Raw genomic sequence first — 18,536 nt, forward strand, 5'->3', positions numbered from 1 at the left:
GCCGGGCATGTCGGCATCGATCCTCCCCACCTCCCCTCGCGCCCGGCCCGTCGCGGTCTGGATCGGGATCGCCGCCGCGCTTGCGGTGGTCGCGGTCGCCGCGGCCCTCGCCCTGACGGGGGCGAGCGCGCGCGGCCCGCTGCCCGCCCCCGGCCTCGCCGAGCCGGTGGACGCCGCCGGCCTCACCCGCGAGGCGCACCAGGTGCTGCCCGTGATCCTCGCGGACATCTACGCGGCCTTCGCCGAGACCGAGGAGGCCGCGATCTACGACGGGCTGTCGGGCGTCGCGGCGGGGGCGGCCTTGGAGGCGCTGTACCTCGAGCAGGCCGGCGCGCTCGCGTCGGGCGGGCTGCCCGACCAGGTCGTCCACGAGATCCGGCTCCTGTCCGGGGACTGGGGCGTCGAGGACGGCGACGCGGTGCGCGCCGACATCCGCTGGGCGGTGCTCGGGCAGGTCGGGCACGACGAGCACACGCACATGCGCGGCAACGCCTACGGGGCCGACCTGCTCATCGAGCCGTCGGACGGGGCGTGGCGCCTCACGGGGTTCGCGTTGACCGACGTCGACCGGACCGACGCGGGCACCCTCGTGACGGAGCCCGGGGGCGACGCGGACGGCACGCCGTCCGAATGATCGCGATCGACGACCTTCGCTTCGCCTATCCGGGCGGGTTCGCGCTGCACGTGCCGTCGCTCTCGGTCGGCGCGGGCGAGACGGTGGCCGTCGTCGGGCCGTCGGGGTCGGGAAAGACCACGCTGCTCAACCTCGTCTCCGGCATCGCGGTGCCGGACGGGGGGCGCGTCACCTTGGACGGCACCGCGGTGGGCGGCCTGTCGGACCGGGAGCGGCGGCGCCTGCGGGCCTCCTCCATCGGCTTCGTGTTCCAGGAGTTCGCGCTCGTTGACTACCTGCCCGCCGAGGAGAACGTCCTCTACCCCTACCGCGTCGGCACCGGCCTGCGGCTGGACCGCGCCGCGCGGCTGCGGGCGCGCGAGCTGCTGGACCGGTTCGGGCTGGGCGCCAAGACGCGGCGGCGGCCCCACCAGCTCAGCCAAGGGGAGCGGCAGCGCGTGGCCATCGCGCGCGCCCTCGTGACCCGGCCCAAGGTCATCCTCGCCGACGAGGCGACGGGCAACCTCGACCCGGCCAACAAGGAGGCCGCGCTCGACCTGCTCTTCGCGCAGGCCGCCGAGACCGGGGCCGCGCTGCTCTGCGTGACGCACGACCACGAGCTGCTGCCCCGCTTCGACCGGGTGGTGGACTTCGCCGACCTGCGGGCGGCGGCATGAGCGCGCTGTTCCTCGCCGCGGCCAACCTGCGCTTCCACTGGGCGCGCACGCTTGTGCTGGTGGTGGCCGCCGCGCTGGTGCTGGCGGTTCCGGTCCTGACGCGCACGCTGCTGGCCCAAGGCGAGGCGCAGCTGACCGCCCGCGCGAACGCCACGCCGCTCCTCCTGGGCACCCGGGGCAGCCGCCTCGACCTCGTTATGGCGGGCGCCTACTTCACCGACGACCTGCCCGAGCCCACGACCATGGCCGCCTCTGAGGCGGTGTGGGACTCCGGCCTCGGCATCCCCGTGCCGCTGCACACGGCCTTCACCACCGGCGGCGCGCGGATCGTGGGCACCACGCTCGACTACTTCGACCTGCGCGCGCTGGACGTGGCCGAGGGGCGGGGCTTCGCGCTCCTGGGCGAGGCGGTGCTGGGGTCCGCCGCGGCGGCGCGGCTGGGGGCGGGGCCGGGGGACACGGTGCTGTCCGACCCGGAGAACCTGTTCGACCTCGACGGGGCCTACCCCTTGGAGATGGACGTCGTGGGGGTGCTGGCCCCGACGGGGACGCCGGACGACGAGGCGGCGTTCGTGGACATCAAGACCGCGTGGGTGATCGCGGGGATCGGGCACGGCCACGACGACATCGTCGCGGAGGGCGAGGACCTCTCCGCCGCGGCCGCCCGCGCGGTGCAGTTCGCGCGGATCACGCCGGAGAACATCGACAGCTTCCACTTCCACGGCGACCCCGCCACCTACCCGGTCACCGCCGTCCTCGTCGCGCCCTACGACGAGCGGTCCGCGACGATCCTGCGCGGCCGCTACCTCGACGCGGAGGGGCCGGTGCAGGCCGTCGTGCCGCGCGACGTGGTCGACGCGCTGGTCGCGCGCCTGCTGCGGATCGCGTCGCTCGTGGACGCGGTGACCGTGGTGGTGGGCTTGGCCGCCGCCCTCGCGCTCGGCCTCGCGCTGTTCCTGACGTGGCGCCTGCGCGCGCCCGAGATGCGCACGGCCTTCGCGCTCGGCGCGGGGAAGGGCACCATCGCGCGGCTCGCGCTCGCCGAGGTCGGGCTGGTGCTTCTTGCCGCACTTGCCCTCGCGTCACCCATCGTCATCATCCTGATGCGCAACGCCGACACCGTGGCCGCGCGCCTCATCGCACTCGGATCCTGAAGGAGCCTCCATGTCCCGTCTCGCCCTGATCGCCGCCCTGCTCGCCGCCGCCCCGGCCGCGGCCCACTACGGCATGATCATCCCCTCCGACGCGATGCTGTCCCAGGAGGACGGGCGGTCGGTCGACCTGACGGTCTCCTTCTCGCACCCCTTCGAGGAGGACGGCATGATCCTCGAGCGCCCGGAGGCCTTCACGGTGACCCATGCGGGGGAGACGACGGACCTGCTCGGCGACCTGTCGGAAGCCACCGTCATGGACGCGCCCGGCTTCACGCTCACCTACGACGTCGAGCGCCCCGGCGCCCATATCTTCGCGATGACGCCCGTCCCCTACTGGGAGCCCGCCGAGGACGCCTTCATCCAGCACTTCACCAAGGTCGTCGTTCCCGCCTATGGCGACGACGAGGGCTGGGACGCGGAGCTCGGCCTGCGCACCGAGATCGAGCCCCTGACGAAGCCCTTCGGCCTGTGGGCGGGCAACGTGTTCCAAGGCATCGTCAAGCTGGAGGGCGAGCCGGTCCCCTACGCCGAGGTCGAGGTCGAGTTCTACAACGAGGGGCAGGCGGCCACCGCGCCCTCGGAGCTGATGATCACGCAGACGATCAAGGCCGACGCGGACGGCGTGTTCACCTACGCCGCGCCGAACCCCGGCTGGTGGGGCTTCGCCGCGCTCAACACCGCGCCCGAGACCATGGAGCAGGACGGCGAGGCGAAGGCGGTCGAGCTGGGCGCCGTGATCTGGGTCCGGTTCGAGGAATGGCAGTGATCCGCACGGCGCTCGCGGCGCTGCTCGCGCTGGCCCTCGCGGGGCCGGCGTGGGCGCACCGGGTCAACGTCTTCGCGTCCGTGCAGGACGCGGAGGCCGGCGAGGAGGTCGTGGTCGAGGCCAAGTTCTCCACCGGCCGCATCCCCGCCTTGGGCGAGGTGGTCGTGGAGGACGCCGCGGGCACCGTCCTCGCCACCTATCCGCTGGAGGACGGCGCCGCGCGCTTCCCGCTCGACCGCGCCGCCGCCGCGGGGGGGCTGTCGATCACGGTGCGGACGGACGACGACCACGAGGGCTACTGGCTGCTGACCCCCGCCGACCTGGGGGAGGGGGGCTCGTGATCCGCGCCACCCTCGCCGCCCTCCTGCTCGCCGCGCCCGCCGCCGCGCAGAACCGCCCCGTCATCGTCGCCGACAGCTATCCCGTCGCCTACTTCGCCGGACGCCTCGCGGGGGACGCCGCCGAGGTGCGCCTCGCCGTGCCCGAGGGCCGCGACCCGGCCTCGTGGCGTCCGGGCCTGGCCGAGATCGTCGAGATCCAAGCCGCCGACCTGATCGTGCTGAACGGCTCGGGCCTGTCGGACTGGACCACCCGCGCCGCGCTGCCTCGCGCGCGCACGGTCGACACGGGGCGCGGGCTGGAGGGCGACCTGATCGCCACCGACACCATCACCCACAGCCACGGCGCCGAGGGCAGCCACAGCCACGAGGGGGTCGCCACCCACACGTGGCTCGACCTCGGCCTCGCGTCCCGCCAAGCCGAGGCGCTGGCCCCCGCCCTCGCGCGCGCGGTCCCCGGTGCCGACGTCGAGGGCGCCCTCGCCGCGCTCCTGTCCGACCTCTCCGCCCTCGACGCCGCATGGGACGGCCTCGTGGACGGCGAGCCGGTCCCGGTGATCGTCTCGCACCCGCGCTACGAGTATCTCGGCGCGGCCTACGGCCTCGACGTCTCGGCCCTCGACTGGGCGGCCGGCGCCGTGCCCGATGCCGACCAGCTCGCCGCCTTGGGCGCCCTCGCCGCGGAGACCGGCGCGCGCGTCCTCGTCTGGGAGGCCGAGCCTCCGGACGCCGCGCGCGCGGCCGTCGCCGCCCTCGGCCTCGCGCAGGCCGTGGTGCCTTCCCTCGCCGTTCCGCCCGTCCAGGGGGACTTCGCCGCGGCGATGCAGGCGGGCCTGACGGACCTGCAGGCCGCGCTGTCGGACGCGGTGCGCTAGACGGCCGCGCGACCCCGCCTCGGCGGGCCGGGCGACCGCGCTGACGTCTGCGACGGCCCGCTCGGCCGAAGATCGCGTTCATCGGCACCTTCCGCGCCACGCGTCCCGTCCGCATCGGGCCGTCACGTGCGGGGGAGGGGGCCGGAGCGGGGGCGACCGCGAACGAGCCGTTGGCGCGCGCTCCGCGCGGGGCGTATCATCCGTCCGTCCAGACGGAGACCGCCATGCCCGCCTCGTCCCGCTTCGCGGTCGCCTGCCACGTCCTCACGGTCATGGGGCTGAAGGGGGGCGAGCCCGTGAAGTCCGACGAGGTCGCCGCGCGGGCGAGCACGAACCCGACCGTGATCCGCAAGCTGATGTCGAGCCTGCACCGGGCGGGCATCACGCGGTCCGTCATGGGCCAAGGCGGGGGCAACCTGCTCAATCGCGCGCCGGAGACGGTCACGCTGGCCGACGTCTACCGCGCCGTCGAGGAGGGCGACCTGTTCGGCAAGCCGCGCTGCGCGCCCAGCGACGACTGCCCCGTCGGGCCCAAGGTCCATGCCGTCCTCGCGGGCCACGCGGCACGCGCGCAGGACGCGATGCTCGCCGATCTCGGGCGGACGACGCTCGCGGATCTGATGGCGGGCGTGGCGGGCCCCTCGGCGGATCGCACGCCCGACCCGTGACGGGTCACGACCGCCGCGGGGCGCATTGACGCAGGCCCTTTAGTGTGCAAACAAAATGCACACATAAGGCCAGCCCCGTCAGGAACCGCCCGTGCTCGACCTCTACACCCACACCACGCCCAACGGCTACAAGGTCGCCATCGCGCTGGAGGAGCTGGGCCTGCCCTACGAGGCGCACACCGTGAACATCCGCGAAGGCGCGCAGTTCGACCCCGCCATCGTCGCGATGAACCCCAACGCGAAGATCCCGATCCTCCACGATCGCGAGACCGGGACGACGGTCTACGAGTCCTCGGCGATCCTGCTCTACCTCGCGGACAAGGCCGGAAGGCTGTTCCCGGCGAAGGACGAGGCCACGGCCTACTGGGACGGCATCCAGAAGCTGACCTTCGCCGCCGCCTCCATCGGCCCGATGTTCGGGCAGCGGATGCACTTCTCCTACCTCGCGCCCGAGACCGTGCCCTACGGGATCGCGCGCTACGAGGCGGAGGGCGCCCGCCTCCACGGCGTGCTCGACGCCATGCTGGACGGGCGGGACTGGCTGCTGGACTGGGGCTATTCGGTCGTCGACATCGCCGTGTTCGGCTGGGTCATGCTGGCGGACCGGATCGGCGCCGTGGATGGCGCGGCGCACCCGAACCTGCGGGCGTGGATCGACCGGATGGTGGCGCGTCCCGCCGTCCGGAAGGGCCTGACCGTGCCCGACCGCGTCGATCCCAGCCGCCTGCCGCCGCACAAGCTCGCGGCGGACGGCTGACCGTTCGGCCGCCGGGGCGCGCACGACCGCGCGCCGGAGGACAAGGTCGGAGTCCGCCGCCCGCGGCCCCGCCTGCGGTCGTTAGGACAGGCGTCCGTCCCCCCTGTCGGCTGATCGGCTGCGTCGCTCGTCGGGAGCGGCCCCGCAGGAGCCCCTAGAGGGACCGCACCGCCCGGTTCCGCTCGCGGTAGCCGTAGGCAATCAGGCGGCGACGGCTGTCGCCCTCGAGCCCCGCCGACGCGATGTCGAAGTAGTCGTCGACCACCCGCCGCCGCACCTCGGCGTCCTGCCGATTGTAGGCACGGATCGCGGCGAAGTAGGACGTCCAGTCCTGCACCACATGTTCCACGGATAACCCCCCACGACTGGCCGAGTCCCTTCGGCCACGTGTAAGGTAAATCTGACAGTCCGAAAAATCCAGTGCGAAAATCGAGGGTTACGCGCGCCGCCGCCGAAGGTGTCGTTTCGGGGAATTCCACCCTTGCAAATATGGCGATCCGCGGCCCGCGCGGGTCAGTCCGGGACCGGCCAGCGCTTCGCCCACTCCTTGAGGAAGGTCACGAAGGTCTGCACCTTGGCCGTCCGGTGGAGGTCCACGTGGGTGACGAGCCACAAGGGCGAGGCCCAGTCCTCGCGCGGGGGGAACACCATCTCTACCTCGTCCGACTCGGCCTCGGCCCACGTGGTCGAGAACCCGATCCCCGCCCCGGCGAGGACGGCGGGCCGCGCGGCGGTGATCTGGTTGACCCGGTAGGTGATGTTCTCGGCCGGCAGGTTCTCGTTGAGCCACCGGAAGAACGGCGCGCGGGGGGTGTCCTCCGCCGAGCCGATGAACCGGTGCGCGCCCGGCGCCTCGAGGCTCTCCGGCCGTCCGTGGCGCCGGATGTACTCCTTCGACGCGTAGAGCGCGAAGCCCTGCTTGTAGAACCGCTGCACCACGTTGTCGGGCTGGTCCGGCGGGTTGCCCGCGCGGATCGCCACGTGGGCCTCGCCGTATTCCAGCCGGAACAGCCGCTCGTCGGTGAGCAGCTTGATCGTCAGCTCCGGATGCGCCTCCGAGAAGGCCGCGAGCGCGGGCGACAGCAGCGGGGCGAGGACCGCGAGCGAGGTCACGATCAGCTCGCCGGTGACCGAGTCGCCCCGCCCCTTGATGCGGCTCGCGAGCTGCGCGAGCTGATCGTCCGCCTCCCGCGCCACGGTGAAGAGGTCCTGGCCGGCCTCGGTCGGCGTGTAGCCGCGCGCGTGCCGCTGGAAGAGCTTCGTCCCGAGCTTCCCCTCAAGTGAATCGATGTGACGGATCACCGTCGCGTGGTGGACGCCCAGCGCCGACGCGGCCCCGGACACCGTCCCTAGCCGCGCCACCTGATAGGCGGTCCGCACCTCGTCCCAGTCGTTGAAGGCCATGCGCATCTCCCTGCAGCGGCGCACAGGCTATGTGCCTCCGCACCGGCGCACAACGGCTGTCGCGCGATCGGCGTTTTCGCGCGGACGTGCAGGGAGCAAGTCGGAGCGGACCCAACAGGAGACGCTCCCATGTCCATCCTCCGCATCGATTCCTCCGCCCGCGTCGAGGGCTCCGCGACCCGCGCCCTGCTCGACCGGATCGAGGCCAAGCTCGACGGCCCGGTCGTCCGCCGCGACGTCGGCGGCGAGGCCCTGCCGCAGATCTCGGGCACGTGGGTCGGGTCCAACTTCACCCCCGAGGGCGAGCGCACCCCCGCGCAGCGCGAGGCGCTGGTCCTGTCTGACACGCTCGTGGCCGAGCTGAAGGCCGCCGACACGATCCTGATCGGCGTGCCCATCTACAACTTCGGCGTCCCGGCCAGCCTCAAGGCGTGGATCGACCTCGTGGCGCGGGCGGGCGTGACCTTCCGCTACACGCCCGAGGGGCCGGTCGGCCTCCTGGAGGGCAAGCGCGCGGTGGTCGCCGTCGCCTCCGGCGGCACCGAGGCCAACTCCGAGATCGACTTCGCCACGCCCTACATGAAGCACGTGCTGGGCTTCATCGGCATCACGGAGGTCGAGTTCGTGCTCCACGACCGCGCGATGGCCGACGCCGACGCCGCCGCCGCGCGGGCCGAGGACGGGATCGCCGCCCTCGCCGCCTGACCCTTCGCCGCGCCTGCGAGGATATTTCTTCGCAGGCGCGGCATCGGCACGGAACGCACCCTCCCCCGCGCTGCGTTCCCCGGGAGCCCCCCCAGCCCCCGGAGACTCGCCATGACCCCGTTCCTGAACCAGATGTCCGCCGGCGCCGTCCTGCCCGCCGCGTGGATGGCCGAGATGTCTGCCCGCATGGGCAGCGCGTGGGCCGCGCAGGCCGCCCAGTGGATGGGGGCCCCGGACGCCGCCGCTGGCGAGGAACTGCCCGATGCCGCCCCCGCCGAGCTTGCGCCCGTGGGGGGCCGCCTGACCGCCGCTGACGAGGTGGTCGCCGCGGTCGCGGCGGAGGCGCCGGATGTGGAGCAGGACGTCTCCGCCATGGTAGACGCGATCGTGGACGGCCCCGTCGACGGCGGGATCGCGCCGGATGCCGGGTTCGACCCCGCCCGCCTGAACTGACGCGGCCGCGCGCCCGCCTCCGGGCGGGGGCCGGTCAGACGATCAGGTCGAACGCCGCGGTCGGCGTGTCCACGCCGTTGATCCGCAGCCCGACCGCATGGCGCCCGCCATGGGCCCGCCGCGTCGTCACCTCGCGGAAGCGGTGCGTGCGGGCGAACCGCGCGGTCTCCCCCGGCCCGAGGCGCAGGACCGCCCCCTTGAAGACCTTCGGCGCCGTCCGCCCGTTCGCCTTGACCAGATGCAGCACGAGGTCGACGGCGAGGTCCTGCGGCCCCGTGGCGGTGGAGGTCAGGTCGGCCGCGACCACGATCTCCTCGCCCATCCGCACCACGGCGCGGTCCACCGTCACCGCCACGGGCGCCAGCCTCGGCGGCCCCCATCCGAACAGCGCCAGCGCGTCCGCGTCGCCCCCCTTGATCGGATGGCGCAGCGCGTGGCGCAGCAGCGCGACCCGCGTCTGTGGCGCGTCCCGCATCCAGTCCCGCGCGACCTCCACCGCCAGCGCGGGGTGGTCCTTGGCCACGTCGCCCAAGTGGTTCGCCACCGACCGCCGAACGTAGTCCGACGGATCGTCTCGCAGGCGCGCCAGCAGCCGCAGCACCGGCGACGGGTCCGCCACGAGGCCGCGCAGCCGCATCCCCCACGGCAGGCGCGGGCGCGTCCCCTCGGACACCAGCCGCCGGACATGGTGCGACGGATCCTCGACCCACCCCGCCATGATCCCGAGTGCGCGGTCTTGATCCGCGTCGATTAGGGGCCGGATCGCGAACTCCGCCGTGGACCGCTGCGTCATCAGGCGCAGCGTCTCCATCGCGTCCTCGAACGCCGCCCCGCCGTGCTCGCCCACCACGAGGCTCAGCGGCCAGATGCCCCACCCCGCGATGCCCCTCTCGTCCGACGCGCCCTTCAGGTCGGCGCGCACGTCCGGATGCAGCATGTCCCGGAGCCTTGCGTGCCGCGCCTCCGGCTCCTCCGGCAAGTGGTCCAGCAGCGCGTCGCGGATCGCCTCGACCCGCGCCTTCATCTCCAAGGCCGGCAGCCGCGGCACCACCGCCGCCTCGAACCCCGCCGGATCGTCCAAGTGCCGCCCGATCAGCCGCACGAGGTCCGCCGAGATCAGCTCCTTGAACGCGCCCGTCGCGGCCTCGCCTCCCTCAGCGCGCGGCATCGGCGGCCTCCGCCAGCCGGGCCAGCGCGGCCGACCCCTCGGCCAGTCGCTCGGGCACCAGCTTGTAGAAGGTCCAGCCCTTGATCCGCTTGGACCGCACCAGCCCCGCCGCCTCCAGCTGCTTCATGTGCACCGTCACCGTCGGCTGCGAGAGGCCCGCCTTCTCCGTCAGGAAGCCCACGCAGACCCCGTCCGCCACGAGGTCGCCGTCGCGCTGCGGCGGGAAATGCGCGCGCGGGTCCGACAGCCACTCCAGCAGGCGCAGCCGCACGGGGCTGGCGAGGGCCTTGAACACCGCCTCCATATAGTCGATCACCTATATAGTCATCCCTCGACTCCACGGACCCCTACCATGCCCGTCTTCCCCGCCCCAGAGGCCGTTGCCGCCCTGTCCCGCCTCGACGAGCCGCTGCCCGACACGGGCCGCCCGGACGCCGAGACGGCCGCCCTCCTGCGGGAGGTGGCCGCGCCCGCCACCGTGGCGTCCACGGGGCCGGACTACTTCGGCTTCGTCATCGGGGGCACGCTGCCCGCCGCGCGCGACGCCGACCACTGGGTGACCGACCACGACCAGTGCGCCGTGGGCCATGTCGGCTCGCCCGCCGCCGCCGCGCTGGAGCGGGTGGCGGGCGCATGGGTGCTGGACGCCCTGGACCTGCCGCGCGGGGCGGCGGTGGCCTTCGGCACCTCGGCCACTGCCGGGGGCCTCTCCTGCCTGACGGCGGCGCGTCACGCGCTGCTGGCGCGGCAGGGCTGGGACTTCGCCGCCTGCGGCCTCGACGGCGCGCCCCGCCTGCGCCTCGTGGTGCCCGAGACCGTGCACGTCACCATCCTCAAGGCCGCGCGCATCCTCGGCTTCGGCACGGACAACCTCGTCCGCATGCCCTGCACGCCGGCGGGCACCGTCGATCCCGCGCGCCTGCCCGCCTTCACCGACCGCGACATCGTCGTGCTGCAGGCGGGCGAGGTGAACACCGGCGGCTTCGACCCCTTCGCCGCCGTGATCCCGGCGGCGCGGGCGGCGGGTGCGTGGGTCCACGTGGACGGCGCCTTCGGCCTCTGGGCGCGCGCCTCCGCCCGCCGCGCCCTGACCGAGGGCGTGGACGGCGCGGATTCGTGGACCGTGGACGCGCACAAGTGGCTGCAGGTGCCCTACGACTGCGGCATGGCCATCGTCCGCGAGCCGGAATGGCTGGCCCGCGCCATGAACGCGGCCGCCGCCTATGCCGAGGGGCAGGCGGGCGACCAGATGCACCTCTGCCTCGAGTTCTCGCGCCGCGCGCGGGGCGTGCCCGCATGGGCCGCGCTGCGCAGCCTCGGACGGGACGGCATCGCCGCGATGGTGGACCGCCACTGCGCCCTCGCGGGCCGCATCGCCGACGGGCTGGCCGCGCTCGGGCTGGAGGTGCTCAACGCCCCTCCGCCGCTGAACCAAGTGCTCGCGCGCGGGCGCGACGACGCCGAGACGGCCGCGATCCTCGCCCATGTCCAAGGGTCGGGCGCCGCGTGGTTCGGTCCGACGATGTGGCACGGTCGCCCGGCCTTCCGCGTCTCCGTCTCGAACTGGCGGACGCGCGAGGCCCATGCCGACGCCCTCGTGGCCCTCGTCGTCGCCGCCCTTGACCCGTCCGCCCGACGGGCGTAACCGCCGCCCCCGACCCCCGGAAGGCCCGCCTTCCGGTCCCGGACCCGTGCCGGGATCGCCCTCCGTCAGCGCGTTGCGCCCACGGGGGCGCTACCGCTTTGGCCCCGCGCCGCCCATATGGGTGGCGCATCGAGAGAAGGAGACGCGCATGTTCGAGACCCTGTCTGAGCGCCTCGGCGGCGTCTTCGACCGCCTCACCAAGCAGGGCGCCCTGTCCGAGGACGACGTCCGCACCGCCATGCGCGAGGTGCGCGTGGCGCTCTTGGAGGCCGACGTCTCGCTCCCCGTCACGCGCGACTTCGTGCGTCGCGTGACCGCCAAGGCCACCGGTGCCGCCGTCACCAAGTCGGTCACCCCCGGCCAGCAGGTCGTCAAGATCGTCCACGACGAGCTCGTCGCCACGCTGGCGGGCGAGGAGCCGCCCGCGCCGATGCGCATCGACAACCCGCCCGCGCCGATCCTGATGGTCGGCCTGCAGGGCGGCGGCAAGACGACCACCACCGCCAAGATCGCCAAGCGCCTGAAGGACCGCGAGGGCAAGAAGGTCCTCATGGCCTCGCTCGACGTGAACCGTCCGGCGGCGATGGAGCAGCTGGCCATCCTCGGCACCCAGATCGGCGTCGACACCCTGCCCATCGTCGCGGGCCAGCGCCCCGTCGACATCGCCAAGCGCGCGCGTCAGCAGGCCGCGTTGGGGGGCTACGACGTCTACTTCCTCGACACCGCCGGCCGCCTCCAGATCGACCAGGTGCTGATGGACGAGGCGGCGCAGGTCCATGCCGCCGTCGAGCCGCGCGAGACCATCCTCGTGGTCGACGGCCTGACCGGCCAAGTGGCCGTCGAGGTCGCCGAGGAGTTCGACGCCAAGATCGGCGTCACCGGCGTCGTCCTCACCCGGATGGACGGCGACGGGCGCGGTGGCGCGGCCCTGTCGATGCGCGCCGTCACCGGCAAGCCGATCCGCTACGTCGGTCTGGGCGAGAAGCTCGACGCGCTGGAGGAGTTCGACGCCTCGCGCATCGCGGGCCGCATCCTCGGCATGGGCGACATCGTGGCCCTCGTCGAGCGCGCGCAGGAGACGCTCGAGGCCGAGCAGCAGGAACGCATGATGAAGCGGCTCTCCAAGGGCCTCTTCAACATGAACGACCTCCGCCAGCAGCTCGAGCAGATGCAGCGCATGGGCGGGATGCAGGGCATGATGGGGATGCTGCCCGGCATGGGGAAGGCCGCCAAGCAGATGGAGGCGGCGGGCTTCGACGACTCCGTCCTGCGCCGCCAGATCGCCCTCATCGACTCGATGACCAAGAAGGAGCGGGCCAACCCCCAGATCCTTCAGGCCTCCCGCAAGAAGCGCATCGCCAAGGGCGCGGGGCTGGAGGTCAGCGAGCTGAACCAGCTCCTGAAGATGCAGCGCCAGATGGGCGACGTGATGAAGAAGCTGGGCAAGGGCGGGATGCTCAAGCAGGCGATGAAGGCGATGGCCGGCAAGGGCGGCCCCGGCATGGACATGGCCAACCCCGACCCGGCGGCGATGCAGGCGGCGGCGGCCCAGCTCCAGCGCGGCGGCGGCCTGCCCGGCCTCGGCGGCGGGATGAACCCCTTCGGCCGCAAGAAGTGACGCGCACCGCCCTCATACGGCTCTCGGGGTTCGACGCCCCACTCGACGGCGCGCCGGACGTGGCGGAGGTGCAGATGCGCGTCCTGCGCCGCGTGGACGTGGACGGCATGGAGGAGGTGCTCCTCGCCGAGCTCCTGTCCCCGCTCGACACGGCCTCGGGCCGCGTCACCCATGTCGCCGTCTCGCCGCGCTTCGCGGGCGACACGCTGGACGACGCGCCCTTCGGCGGCAAGGTCGCCAACCTCGCCTTCGTGACGCGCGCGGACCCGGCGGCGGCGACGGCCCTGACGCCCGCCGACGTGCGGCTCGCCGGGTTCGGCCTCGCGCAGGGCATCCCCCGCGCGGCCCCGACCGGGGCGCCGCCCTCCGCCAAGCGCGGCTGGCTCGCCCGCCTCCTCGGGAGGGCCGCATGATCACCTGCACCGTCCGCTACGAGATCGACCCCGACAAGCTGGCCGAGTTCGAGCGCTACGCCCGCTTCTGGCTCGGCAAGGTGCCAGCGATGGGCGGCACCCATCACGGCTACCACCTGCCGCACGAGGGGCCGAACGACGTGGCCTACTGCCACTTCTCCTTCCCCTCGCTCGCCGCCTACGAGCGATACCGCGAGGCGATGCGGGCCGACGCCGAGTGCCAGCGCGCCTACGCGTTCGCCCAGCGCACGAAGTGCATCCGCCGCTACGACCGCTCCTTCACCAAGCCCGTGCTCGACGGGGCCGGCGCTGACGAGCTCGGCCTGTGACCGCGATCACCACCCATATCCCCACGCTCACGACGGAGCGCCTGACCCTGCGCGCCCCCGAGGCGCGGGACGCCGGGGCCTATGCCGACTTCTACGCCAGCGCGCGGTCGGAGATCATCGGCGGGCCGCTGGACCTCAAGCGCGCGTGGAAGGTGCTGACCAACGACGCGGGCCACTGGATGCTGCGCGGCTTCGGCTGGTGGGTGCTGGACGTCACCGGCGGCGCGCGCGCGGTGGGCTCCGTCGGCTTCCACCTGCCCGAGGGGGAGCGGGACGTCGAACTCGGCTGGTCGCTCTTCTCCGGCGAGGGGCACGGATACGCCACCGAGGCCGCGCGCGCCGCCCTCGACTGGGCGGCGACCGCCCACCCCGACTGGACCCGCCTCGTCAGCCATATCGACCGCACGAACGTGGCGTCCCAGAGGGTCGCCGCCCGCCTCGGCGCGACCGACACGGGCGAGGCGACGCCGCACAACCCCGACTGCAACGTCTGGCTCCACGGGGCGGCGGCATGATCCCGACGCTGCACACCGAGCGCCTGATCCTGCGCGCACCCGAGGGCCGCGACCACGCCCCGCTGGCCGCCTTCTACGCCTCCGACCGCTCGCGCTTCGTCGGCGGCCCGCTCACGGCCGAGCGCGCGTGGCGCAAGCTGGCCGAGGAGGCGGGCCACTGGATCCTGCGCGGCTACGGGCGCTGGATCGTCGAGCGCGACGGCACGGCGGTGGGCATGGTCGGCCTCTGGTATCCCGACGCGTGGCCCGAGCCCGAGATCGGCTGGGACCTCTTCGAGGGCCACGAGGGGCAGGGCTACGCCACCGAGGCCGGGGCCGCCGCCCGCGCCCACGCCTACGGCGCCCTCGGCTGGACCACCGCGATCAGCCTCGTGGCCCACGGCAACGACGGCTCGGCCCGCGTGGCCCAGCGCCTCGGCTGCACCCGCGAGGCCGACATCGCGCACGAGGTGTTCGGCCCGATGCAGGTCTGGCGCCACCCGGCCCCGGCGGAGGTCGCCGCATGACCGGCCTCGCCGCCCTCCTGTTCCGCGGACGCGCCTCCGACGCCGCCAACGCCCCCGCGCGCACCGCGCCGGACGACGGGCTGCCCCCCGCGATCCCCACCACGCCCCGCGCCGACCTGCTCGCCACCGCGCTGCAGGGGCGCATCCCGATGCTGCGGACCGCCCGCGCCGTCCTGCGCGCGCCGCGCCAGTCCGACTTCCCCGCCCTGCGCGAGATCATGGAGGGGGAGCGCGGCGCGATGGCGGGTGGCCCGCTCAAGCCCGCGGAATGCTGGGCCGACTTCTGCCAAGCCACCGCCGTCTGGCTGCTGCGCGGCCACGGCATGTGGACCGTGGCCACCGAGGGCGCCGTCGCGGGCTTCGTCCTGATCGGCACAGAGCCGGGCGACCGCGAGCACGAGCTGGGCTTCCTCATGCGCGAGGACTGGGAGGGGATCGGCCTCGCCCACGAGGTCGCCGTCGCCGCCCGCGACCACGCGTGGCGCACGCTCCGCCTCCCCTCGCTGGTCAGCTACGTCGCCACCGGCAACGCCCGGTCCGAGGCGCTCTGCCGCCGCCTCGGCGCGGCGCCCGACGGCACGATGCACGACGGCGCGCTCACGGTCTGGCGCCACCCCCGCCCGGAGGACCTCGCATGACCCGGATCGCGGCCTCTTCCCTTCCTCTTGCCGGAAATATCCCGGGGGTCCGGGGGCAGAGCCCCCGGCGCGTCCCGTCCGCACGGGGGGCGCCCCCCCTGCGGACGCCACGATCGGAGACATTGACGTGACCGACGCTCAGCATCGCGCGGCCTCGCTCCTTCGGGACCACCGCGCCTCCATCGACCGCCTCGACGCGGTCCTCGTCTACACGCTCGCCGAGCGCTTCTCCCACACGCAGGCCGTGGGAAGGCTCAAGGCGGAGCACGACTTGCCGCCCTCCGACCCCGGTCGGGAGGCGCAGCAGATCGCGCGGCTGGAAGGCCTCGCGCAGGAGGCGGGCCTCGACCCCGCCTTCGCCAAGAAGTTCCTCGGCTTCGTGATCGAGGAAGTCATCCGCCATCATCGGCAACACCAAGAGAACTAAGGAAGAATCACCATGGCCATGAAGATCCGGCTCGCCCGCGGCGGCTCCAAGAAGCGCCCGTTCTACCGCGTCGTCGCCGCCGATAGCCGACAGCCCCGCGACGGCCGCTTCATCGAGAAGCTGGGCACCTACAACCCGCTGCTGCCGAAGGATTCCGAGGAGCGCGTGAAGCTCGACATGGAGCGCGTGCAGCACTGGCTCGACCAAGGCGCGCAGCCCACCGACCGCGTCGCCCGCTTCCTTGAGGCCGCCGGCGCGCGTCCCAAGGCCGAGCGCGCGAACCTGAAGAAGGGCGAGCCGGGCAAGAAGGCCCAGGAGCGCGCGCAGGAGAAGGCCGACAAGGCCGCCGCCGCCGCCGAGGCCGCCAAGGAGGCCGAGGCCGCGCCCGCCGAGGCCGATGCTGCACCTGCGGAAGAGACCGCCGCCGAGGAGTGATCCCCGGCCGCCCGGACTGGGATCCTGTACGTTTCGTACGGGCCCGTCCGGGCAGTCTTCACGTTTCGTACGGAGCACGTGAATGAAGGACCACGTCTGCTTGGGCGCCGTGATGGGCGGCCACGGCGTGCGCGGCGACGTGCGCGTCAAGTCGTTCTGCGCCGAGCCCTCGGCCTTGGGCGACTACGGCCCCCTCACGGACGACGCGGGCGCGACCCGCACCCTCACCGTGCTCAAGCCCGTCAAGGGCGGCTATGCCGTGCGCCTGTCCGGCGTCTCCTCCAAGGAGGCGGCCGACGCGCTGCGCGGCCAGCGCCTCTGGGTGCCGCGCGCCGCGCTGCCCGAGGCGGAGGAGGACGAGTACTACCACGCCGACCTGATCGGGCTGGAGGCCGTCGACACCGGCGGCGCGCGGCTGGGGCGGGTCAAGGCGGTCCTCGACCACGGGGGCGGCGACCTCTTGGAGCTGGCGCGCCCCGGCGGGGACACGGCCCTCGTGCCGTTCACCCGCGCCATCGTCCCGACCGTCGACCTCTCGGCCGGTCGTCTCGTGGTCGACCCGCCCGACGGCCTGCTCCCGGACGATCCGGCCTAGCGCGCGGCGAGGGCGCGGGCCGCGCGCACCGCATGGTCCATCTCCGGATGGCGCGCGCCGTGCCGCCCCGCCCCGTCCCCGAACCGCAGGAGCCGCCACGCGATCATGGCGTCGAGCTCGGGGGGCGCGCCGCCGTAGCCCGCCATCACCGCCGCGCGGACGTCGTCGAGGGCCGCCGCGCCTGGCCCCGCCCCGAGCGGCATCGCCGCGCGCACGATCAGCGCGGCGAGGTCGAACGCCCCCGACCGCCGCCGCTTCCGCCCGAAGTCGAACCCGGTGACCCGGCGCGCGCCCATCACGAGGTTGCGCGGCGTGAGGTCGCCGTGGACCTCGGCGATCCGCGCCGGGCCGTCCCGCCACGCCGCCGCGCGCGCGTGGCCCCAAGCCGCCAGCGCCGCCGCCTCCGGCCCGGCCCCGGCCGCGGCCCAGCTGGCGGGGGGCGTGCGGCCCCACGCGCCGAGCTGCGCCACGAGGCCGAGGTCGGGGCGGGCCGGAGGCCCCCCGGTGCGCGGCGCGCCGTGCAGCGCCGCCGCCCACGCGCCCGCCCGCCGCAGGAGGCCCGTCCGGTCCGCGGGCCCCGCCGCGCGGGCCAAGGCGACCGCGAGGGTCTCGCCCTCGGCCTCGGTCATCAGCACCGCCCGCCGCGCCGCATCGACGGCGCGCAGCTCCGGCACCGCCGCCGTGGGATGGCCCCGCAGGCGCCGCCCGGCCCGCCGCAGCGCCCGCACCTGCGCCGCCTCCCAGCGCGGCTCGTCCGTGGGGCCGCACTTGTAGATCAGCCCGCCCCCCGGACGCCGCAGCCGCAGGACGAGCCGGGCGCCGCCCTCCGGGTTCGGGGTCGGGAGCCGCTCGACCGCGAACGCCGCCGGCGCCGCGCCGATCTCGGCGAGGAGGTCCGGCAGGGCGGCGGCCAAGGGGTGGTCGTGGGGGTCGCTCATGGATCCTGCGTCCTCCGCCGGGCGGCGGAGGTCCAGCCCCTCCCCGCGCGTGGCGACGGGGCGGCGGCTGTTGCCCGGCGGCGACGCGTCCGGCCCGCCCTCGGCCCGGACGCTTGATGCGGGAAGCCCGCGTTTCCACGGTCGGGGCATGGTCCTCGCGCATCGCATCAACCTCGTGGTCACGCTCGCCGGCCTGCTCCTGTTCGGGGCGCTCTTCGCGTGGGTGCAGGTCGCGCCCGGCGACCTCGCAGGACGGGCGGCGGACGCGGTCGTGGCGCGGGTGGCCGACGACGCCCGCGCCCGGCTGACGGAGATGGCCGCGGGAGGGGACGGCGGCCTCGTGGCCGGGGCCGCCGCCCGCGCCGCCGCCGCCGCGCTCGCCCGCGCGGAGGCCGCCGAGGGCGGGCTGCGCGACCGGCTCGTGCCGTGGGTCCGCGACGTGGCGGAAGGCTGCGACGCCTGCGTGGTCCCGGACGTGCCGCCCGTGGCGCGCCCGCTCGTGGCGCGGGCGGAGCCGTGGGTGCGCGAGCGGGTGTCCCAGCGGTCCGAGGGGCTGGTCCGGTCCCTCGCCATCTTCGCGGGGACGAACGCGCTGCTCTTCGCGGCGGCGCTCCTGATCGGGATGGTGAAGGGGCGGGCGGCCAAGCACCTGCTGCTGGTCTCGGCGCTGATGGTCGGGACGATCGCCCTGGCGTCGTGGTGGTTCGTGACGGGGCAGGACTGGGCGATGTCGGTCCTGATGGGCGACTTCGTGGGCTGGGCCTACGCGGCATACGTGGGCGTGGTCCTGCTGTTCCTGATCGACGTCGCGGTCCTGCACGGCGCGATCACGGGGACGATCATCGACGCGATCACCGCCCCGCTCTCGGCTGTCCCGCCGATCGGTCCCTGCTGACCTC

Annotated in this window: 26 protein-coding genes; 21 read left to right on the top strand and 5 right to left on the bottom strand. The window is 74.3% G+C overall.

Features of this window, described 5'->3' with window-relative positions:
• Positions 1 to 7 precede the first annotated feature (7 nt).
• From JQC91_RS05265 to JQC91_RS18210, 8 genes are all read left to right on the top strand, one after another.
• Positions 8 to 634 (top strand): hypothetical protein, encoded by a 627-nt coding sequence (locus JQC91_RS05265; RefSeq protein WP_203285768.1) that lies wholly within the window; start codon positions 8 to 10, stop codon positions 632 to 634.
• Positions 631 to 1,290 (top strand): ABC transporter ATP-binding protein, encoded by a 660-nt coding sequence (locus JQC91_RS05270; protein ID WP_203285769.1) that lies wholly within the window; start codon positions 631 to 633, stop codon positions 1,288 to 1,290. The genes JQC91_RS05265 and JQC91_RS05270 overlap by 4 nt, the downstream gene beginning before the upstream one ends.
• Positions 1,287 to 2,444, top strand: coding sequence for an ABC transporter permease (locus JQC91_RS05275; protein ID WP_203285770.1), 1,158 nt, complete (start codon positions 1,287 to 1,289; stop codon positions 2,442 to 2,444). The genes JQC91_RS05270 and JQC91_RS05275 overlap by 4 nt, the downstream gene beginning before the upstream one ends.
• A 10-nt stretch (positions 2,445 to 2,454) precedes the next feature.
• Entirely contained in the window at positions 2,455 to 3,210 is a 756-nt protein-coding gene (locus tag JQC91_RS05280; protein WP_203285771.1) for a DUF4198 domain-containing protein, read from the top strand.
• Positions 3,201 to 3,551 (top strand): hypothetical protein, encoded by a 351-nt coding sequence (locus JQC91_RS05285; protein ID WP_203285772.1) that lies wholly within the window; start codon positions 3,201 to 3,203, stop codon positions 3,549 to 3,551. The genes JQC91_RS05280 and JQC91_RS05285 overlap by 10 nt, the downstream gene beginning before the upstream one ends.
• On the top strand, positions 3,548 to 4,423 hold the full coding sequence (locus tag JQC91_RS05290; protein ID WP_203285773.1) for a metal ABC transporter substrate-binding protein: 876 nt from the start codon (positions 3,548 to 3,550) through the stop codon (positions 4,421 to 4,423). The genes JQC91_RS05285 and JQC91_RS05290 overlap by 4 nt, the downstream gene beginning before the upstream one ends.
• Positions 4,424 to 4,647: 224 nt before the next feature.
• Positions 4,648 to 5,091 (top strand): Rrf2 family transcriptional regulator, encoded by a 444-nt coding sequence (locus JQC91_RS05295; protein WP_203285774.1) that lies wholly within the window; start codon positions 4,648 to 4,650, stop codon positions 5,089 to 5,091.
• A 91-nt stretch (positions 5,092 to 5,182) separates the two neighbouring features.
• Positions 5,183 to 5,848 carry a glutathione S-transferase family protein gene (locus tag JQC91_RS18210; RefSeq protein ID WP_203285775.1) on the top strand — a complete coding sequence of 222 codons (666 nt, stop codon included), beginning with the start codon at positions 5,183 to 5,185 and terminating at the stop codon, positions 5,846 to 5,848.
• Positions 5,849 to 6,002: 154 nt separating this feature from the next.
• Here JQC91_RS18210 and JQC91_RS05305 read toward each other — a convergent pair whose 3' ends face one another.
• Positions 6,003 to 6,197 (bottom strand): hypothetical protein, encoded by a 195-nt coding sequence (locus JQC91_RS05305; RefSeq protein ID WP_203285776.1) that lies wholly within the window; start codon positions 6,195 to 6,197, stop codon positions 6,003 to 6,005.
• A gap of 164 nt (positions 6,198 to 6,361) precedes the next feature.
• The gene (locus tag JQC91_RS05310) at positions 6,362 to 7,252 is read right to left on the bottom strand and encodes a LysR family transcriptional regulator (protein ID WP_203285777.1); all 891 of its coding nucleotides are present in this window, start codon (positions 7,250 to 7,252) and stop codon (positions 6,362 to 6,364) included.
• Positions 7,253 to 7,381: 129 nt separating this feature from the next.
• Between JQC91_RS05310 and JQC91_RS05315 the strand changes: the two genes are divergently transcribed.
• The gene (locus JQC91_RS05315) at positions 7,382 to 7,957 is read left to right on the top strand and encodes an NAD(P)H-dependent oxidoreductase (RefSeq protein WP_203285778.1); all 576 of its coding nucleotides are present in this window, start codon (positions 7,382 to 7,384) and stop codon (positions 7,955 to 7,957) included.
• A 111-nt stretch (positions 7,958 to 8,068) separates the two neighbouring features.
• Complete coding sequence (locus JQC91_RS05320) at positions 8,069 to 8,410, top strand: hypothetical protein (RefSeq protein ID WP_203285779.1); 342 nt, start codon at positions 8,069 to 8,071, stop codon at positions 8,408 to 8,410.
• A gap of 34 nt (positions 8,411 to 8,444) precedes the next feature.
• Here JQC91_RS05320 and JQC91_RS05325 read toward each other — a convergent pair whose 3' ends face one another.
• Both JQC91_RS05325 and JQC91_RS05330 read right to left on the bottom strand, forming a co-directional pair.
• Positions 8,445 to 9,578, bottom strand: a complete 1,134-nt coding sequence (locus JQC91_RS05325; protein WP_203285780.1) for a DNA alkylation repair protein — start codon at positions 9,576 to 9,578, stop codon at positions 8,445 to 8,447.
• Positions 9,565 to 9,894, bottom strand: coding sequence for a metalloregulator ArsR/SmtB family transcription factor (locus JQC91_RS05330; RefSeq protein WP_343069908.1), 330 nt, complete (start codon positions 9,892 to 9,894; stop codon positions 9,565 to 9,567). The genes JQC91_RS05325 and JQC91_RS05330 overlap by 14 nt, the downstream gene beginning before the upstream one ends.
• Before the next feature lie 36 nt (positions 9,895 to 9,930).
• Between JQC91_RS05330 and JQC91_RS05335 the strand changes: the two genes are divergently transcribed.
• The 10 genes from JQC91_RS05335 to rimM all read left to right on the top strand — a co-directional run bounded on the left by JQC91_RS05335 (position 9,931) and on the right by rimM (position 16,699).
• The gene (locus JQC91_RS05335; protein WP_203285781.1) at positions 9,931 to 11,223 is read left to right on the top strand and encodes a pyridoxal-dependent decarboxylase; all 1,293 of its coding nucleotides are present in this window, start codon (positions 9,931 to 9,933) and stop codon (positions 11,221 to 11,223) included.
• Between the two features lie 148 nt (positions 11,224 to 11,371).
• Positions 11,372 to 12,841 carry a signal recognition particle protein gene (gene ffh / locus JQC91_RS05340; protein WP_203285782.1) on the top strand — a complete coding sequence of 490 codons (1,470 nt, stop codon included), beginning with the start codon at positions 11,372 to 11,374 and terminating at the stop codon, positions 12,839 to 12,841.
• Entirely contained in the window at positions 12,838 to 13,254 is a 417-nt protein-coding gene (locus tag JQC91_RS05345) for a hypothetical protein (protein WP_203285783.1), read from the top strand. The genes ffh and JQC91_RS05345 overlap by 4 nt, the downstream gene beginning before the upstream one ends.
• Positions 13,251 to 13,583 (top strand): NIPSNAP family protein, encoded by a 333-nt coding sequence (locus JQC91_RS05350; RefSeq protein ID WP_203285784.1) that lies wholly within the window; start codon positions 13,251 to 13,253, stop codon positions 13,581 to 13,583. Before JQC91_RS05345 ends, JQC91_RS05350 begins: the two co-directional genes overlap by 4 nt.
• Positions 13,580 to 14,098: a GNAT family N-acetyltransferase gene (locus tag JQC91_RS05355; protein WP_203285785.1), complete on the top strand. Its 519-nt coding sequence runs from the start codon at positions 13,580 to 13,582 to the stop codon at positions 14,096 to 14,098. Before JQC91_RS05350 ends, JQC91_RS05355 begins: the two co-directional genes overlap by 4 nt.
• On the top strand, positions 14,095 to 14,604 hold the full coding sequence (locus tag JQC91_RS05360) for a GNAT family N-acetyltransferase (protein WP_203285786.1): 510 nt from the start codon (positions 14,095 to 14,097) through the stop codon (positions 14,602 to 14,604). Before JQC91_RS05355 ends, JQC91_RS05360 begins: the two co-directional genes overlap by 4 nt.
• Positions 14,601 to 15,242, top strand: a complete 642-nt coding sequence (locus JQC91_RS05365) for a GNAT family N-acetyltransferase (protein ID WP_203285787.1) — start codon at positions 14,601 to 14,603, stop codon at positions 15,240 to 15,242. Before JQC91_RS05360 ends, JQC91_RS05365 begins: the two co-directional genes overlap by 4 nt.
• A gap of 127 nt (positions 15,243 to 15,369) precedes the next feature.
• A complete protein-coding gene (locus tag JQC91_RS05370) occupies positions 15,370 to 15,669 on the top strand; it encodes a chorismate mutase (RefSeq protein WP_203285788.1) in 300 nt (99 codons plus the stop codon).
• Positions 15,670 to 15,681: 12 nt separating this feature from the next.
• Positions 15,682 to 16,104: a 30S ribosomal protein S16 gene (gene rpsP / locus JQC91_RS05375; RefSeq protein WP_203285789.1), complete on the top strand. Its 423-nt coding sequence runs from the start codon at positions 15,682 to 15,684 to the stop codon at positions 16,102 to 16,104.
• An 82-nt stretch (positions 16,105 to 16,186) separates the two neighbouring features.
• Complete coding sequence (gene rimM / locus JQC91_RS05380; RefSeq protein ID WP_203285790.1) at positions 16,187 to 16,699, top strand: ribosome maturation factor RimM; 513 nt, start codon at positions 16,187 to 16,189, stop codon at positions 16,697 to 16,699.
• On the opposite strand, the gene JQC91_RS05385 is transcribed toward rimM, so the two are convergent.
• Positions 16,696 to 17,637: a hypothetical protein gene (locus JQC91_RS05385; RefSeq protein ID WP_203285791.1), complete on the bottom strand. Its 942-nt coding sequence runs from the start codon at positions 17,635 to 17,637 to the stop codon at positions 16,696 to 16,698. The genes rimM and JQC91_RS05385 overlap by 4 nt on opposite strands.
• A gap of 148 nt (positions 17,638 to 17,785) precedes the next feature.
• On the opposite strand from JQC91_RS05385, the gene JQC91_RS05390 reads away from it, so the two are divergent.
• The gene (locus JQC91_RS05390; RefSeq protein ID WP_203285792.1) at positions 17,786 to 18,532 is read left to right on the top strand and encodes a hypothetical protein; all 747 of its coding nucleotides are present in this window, start codon (positions 17,786 to 17,788) and stop codon (positions 18,530 to 18,532) included.
• Positions 18,533 to 18,536 lie beyond the last annotated feature (4 nt).

The sequence above is a fragment of the Jannaschia sp. Os4 genome (genome assembly GCF_016820245.1).
Taxonomy (GTDB): Bacteria; Pseudomonadota; Alphaproteobacteria; order Rhodobacterales; family Rhodobacteraceae; genus Jannaschia.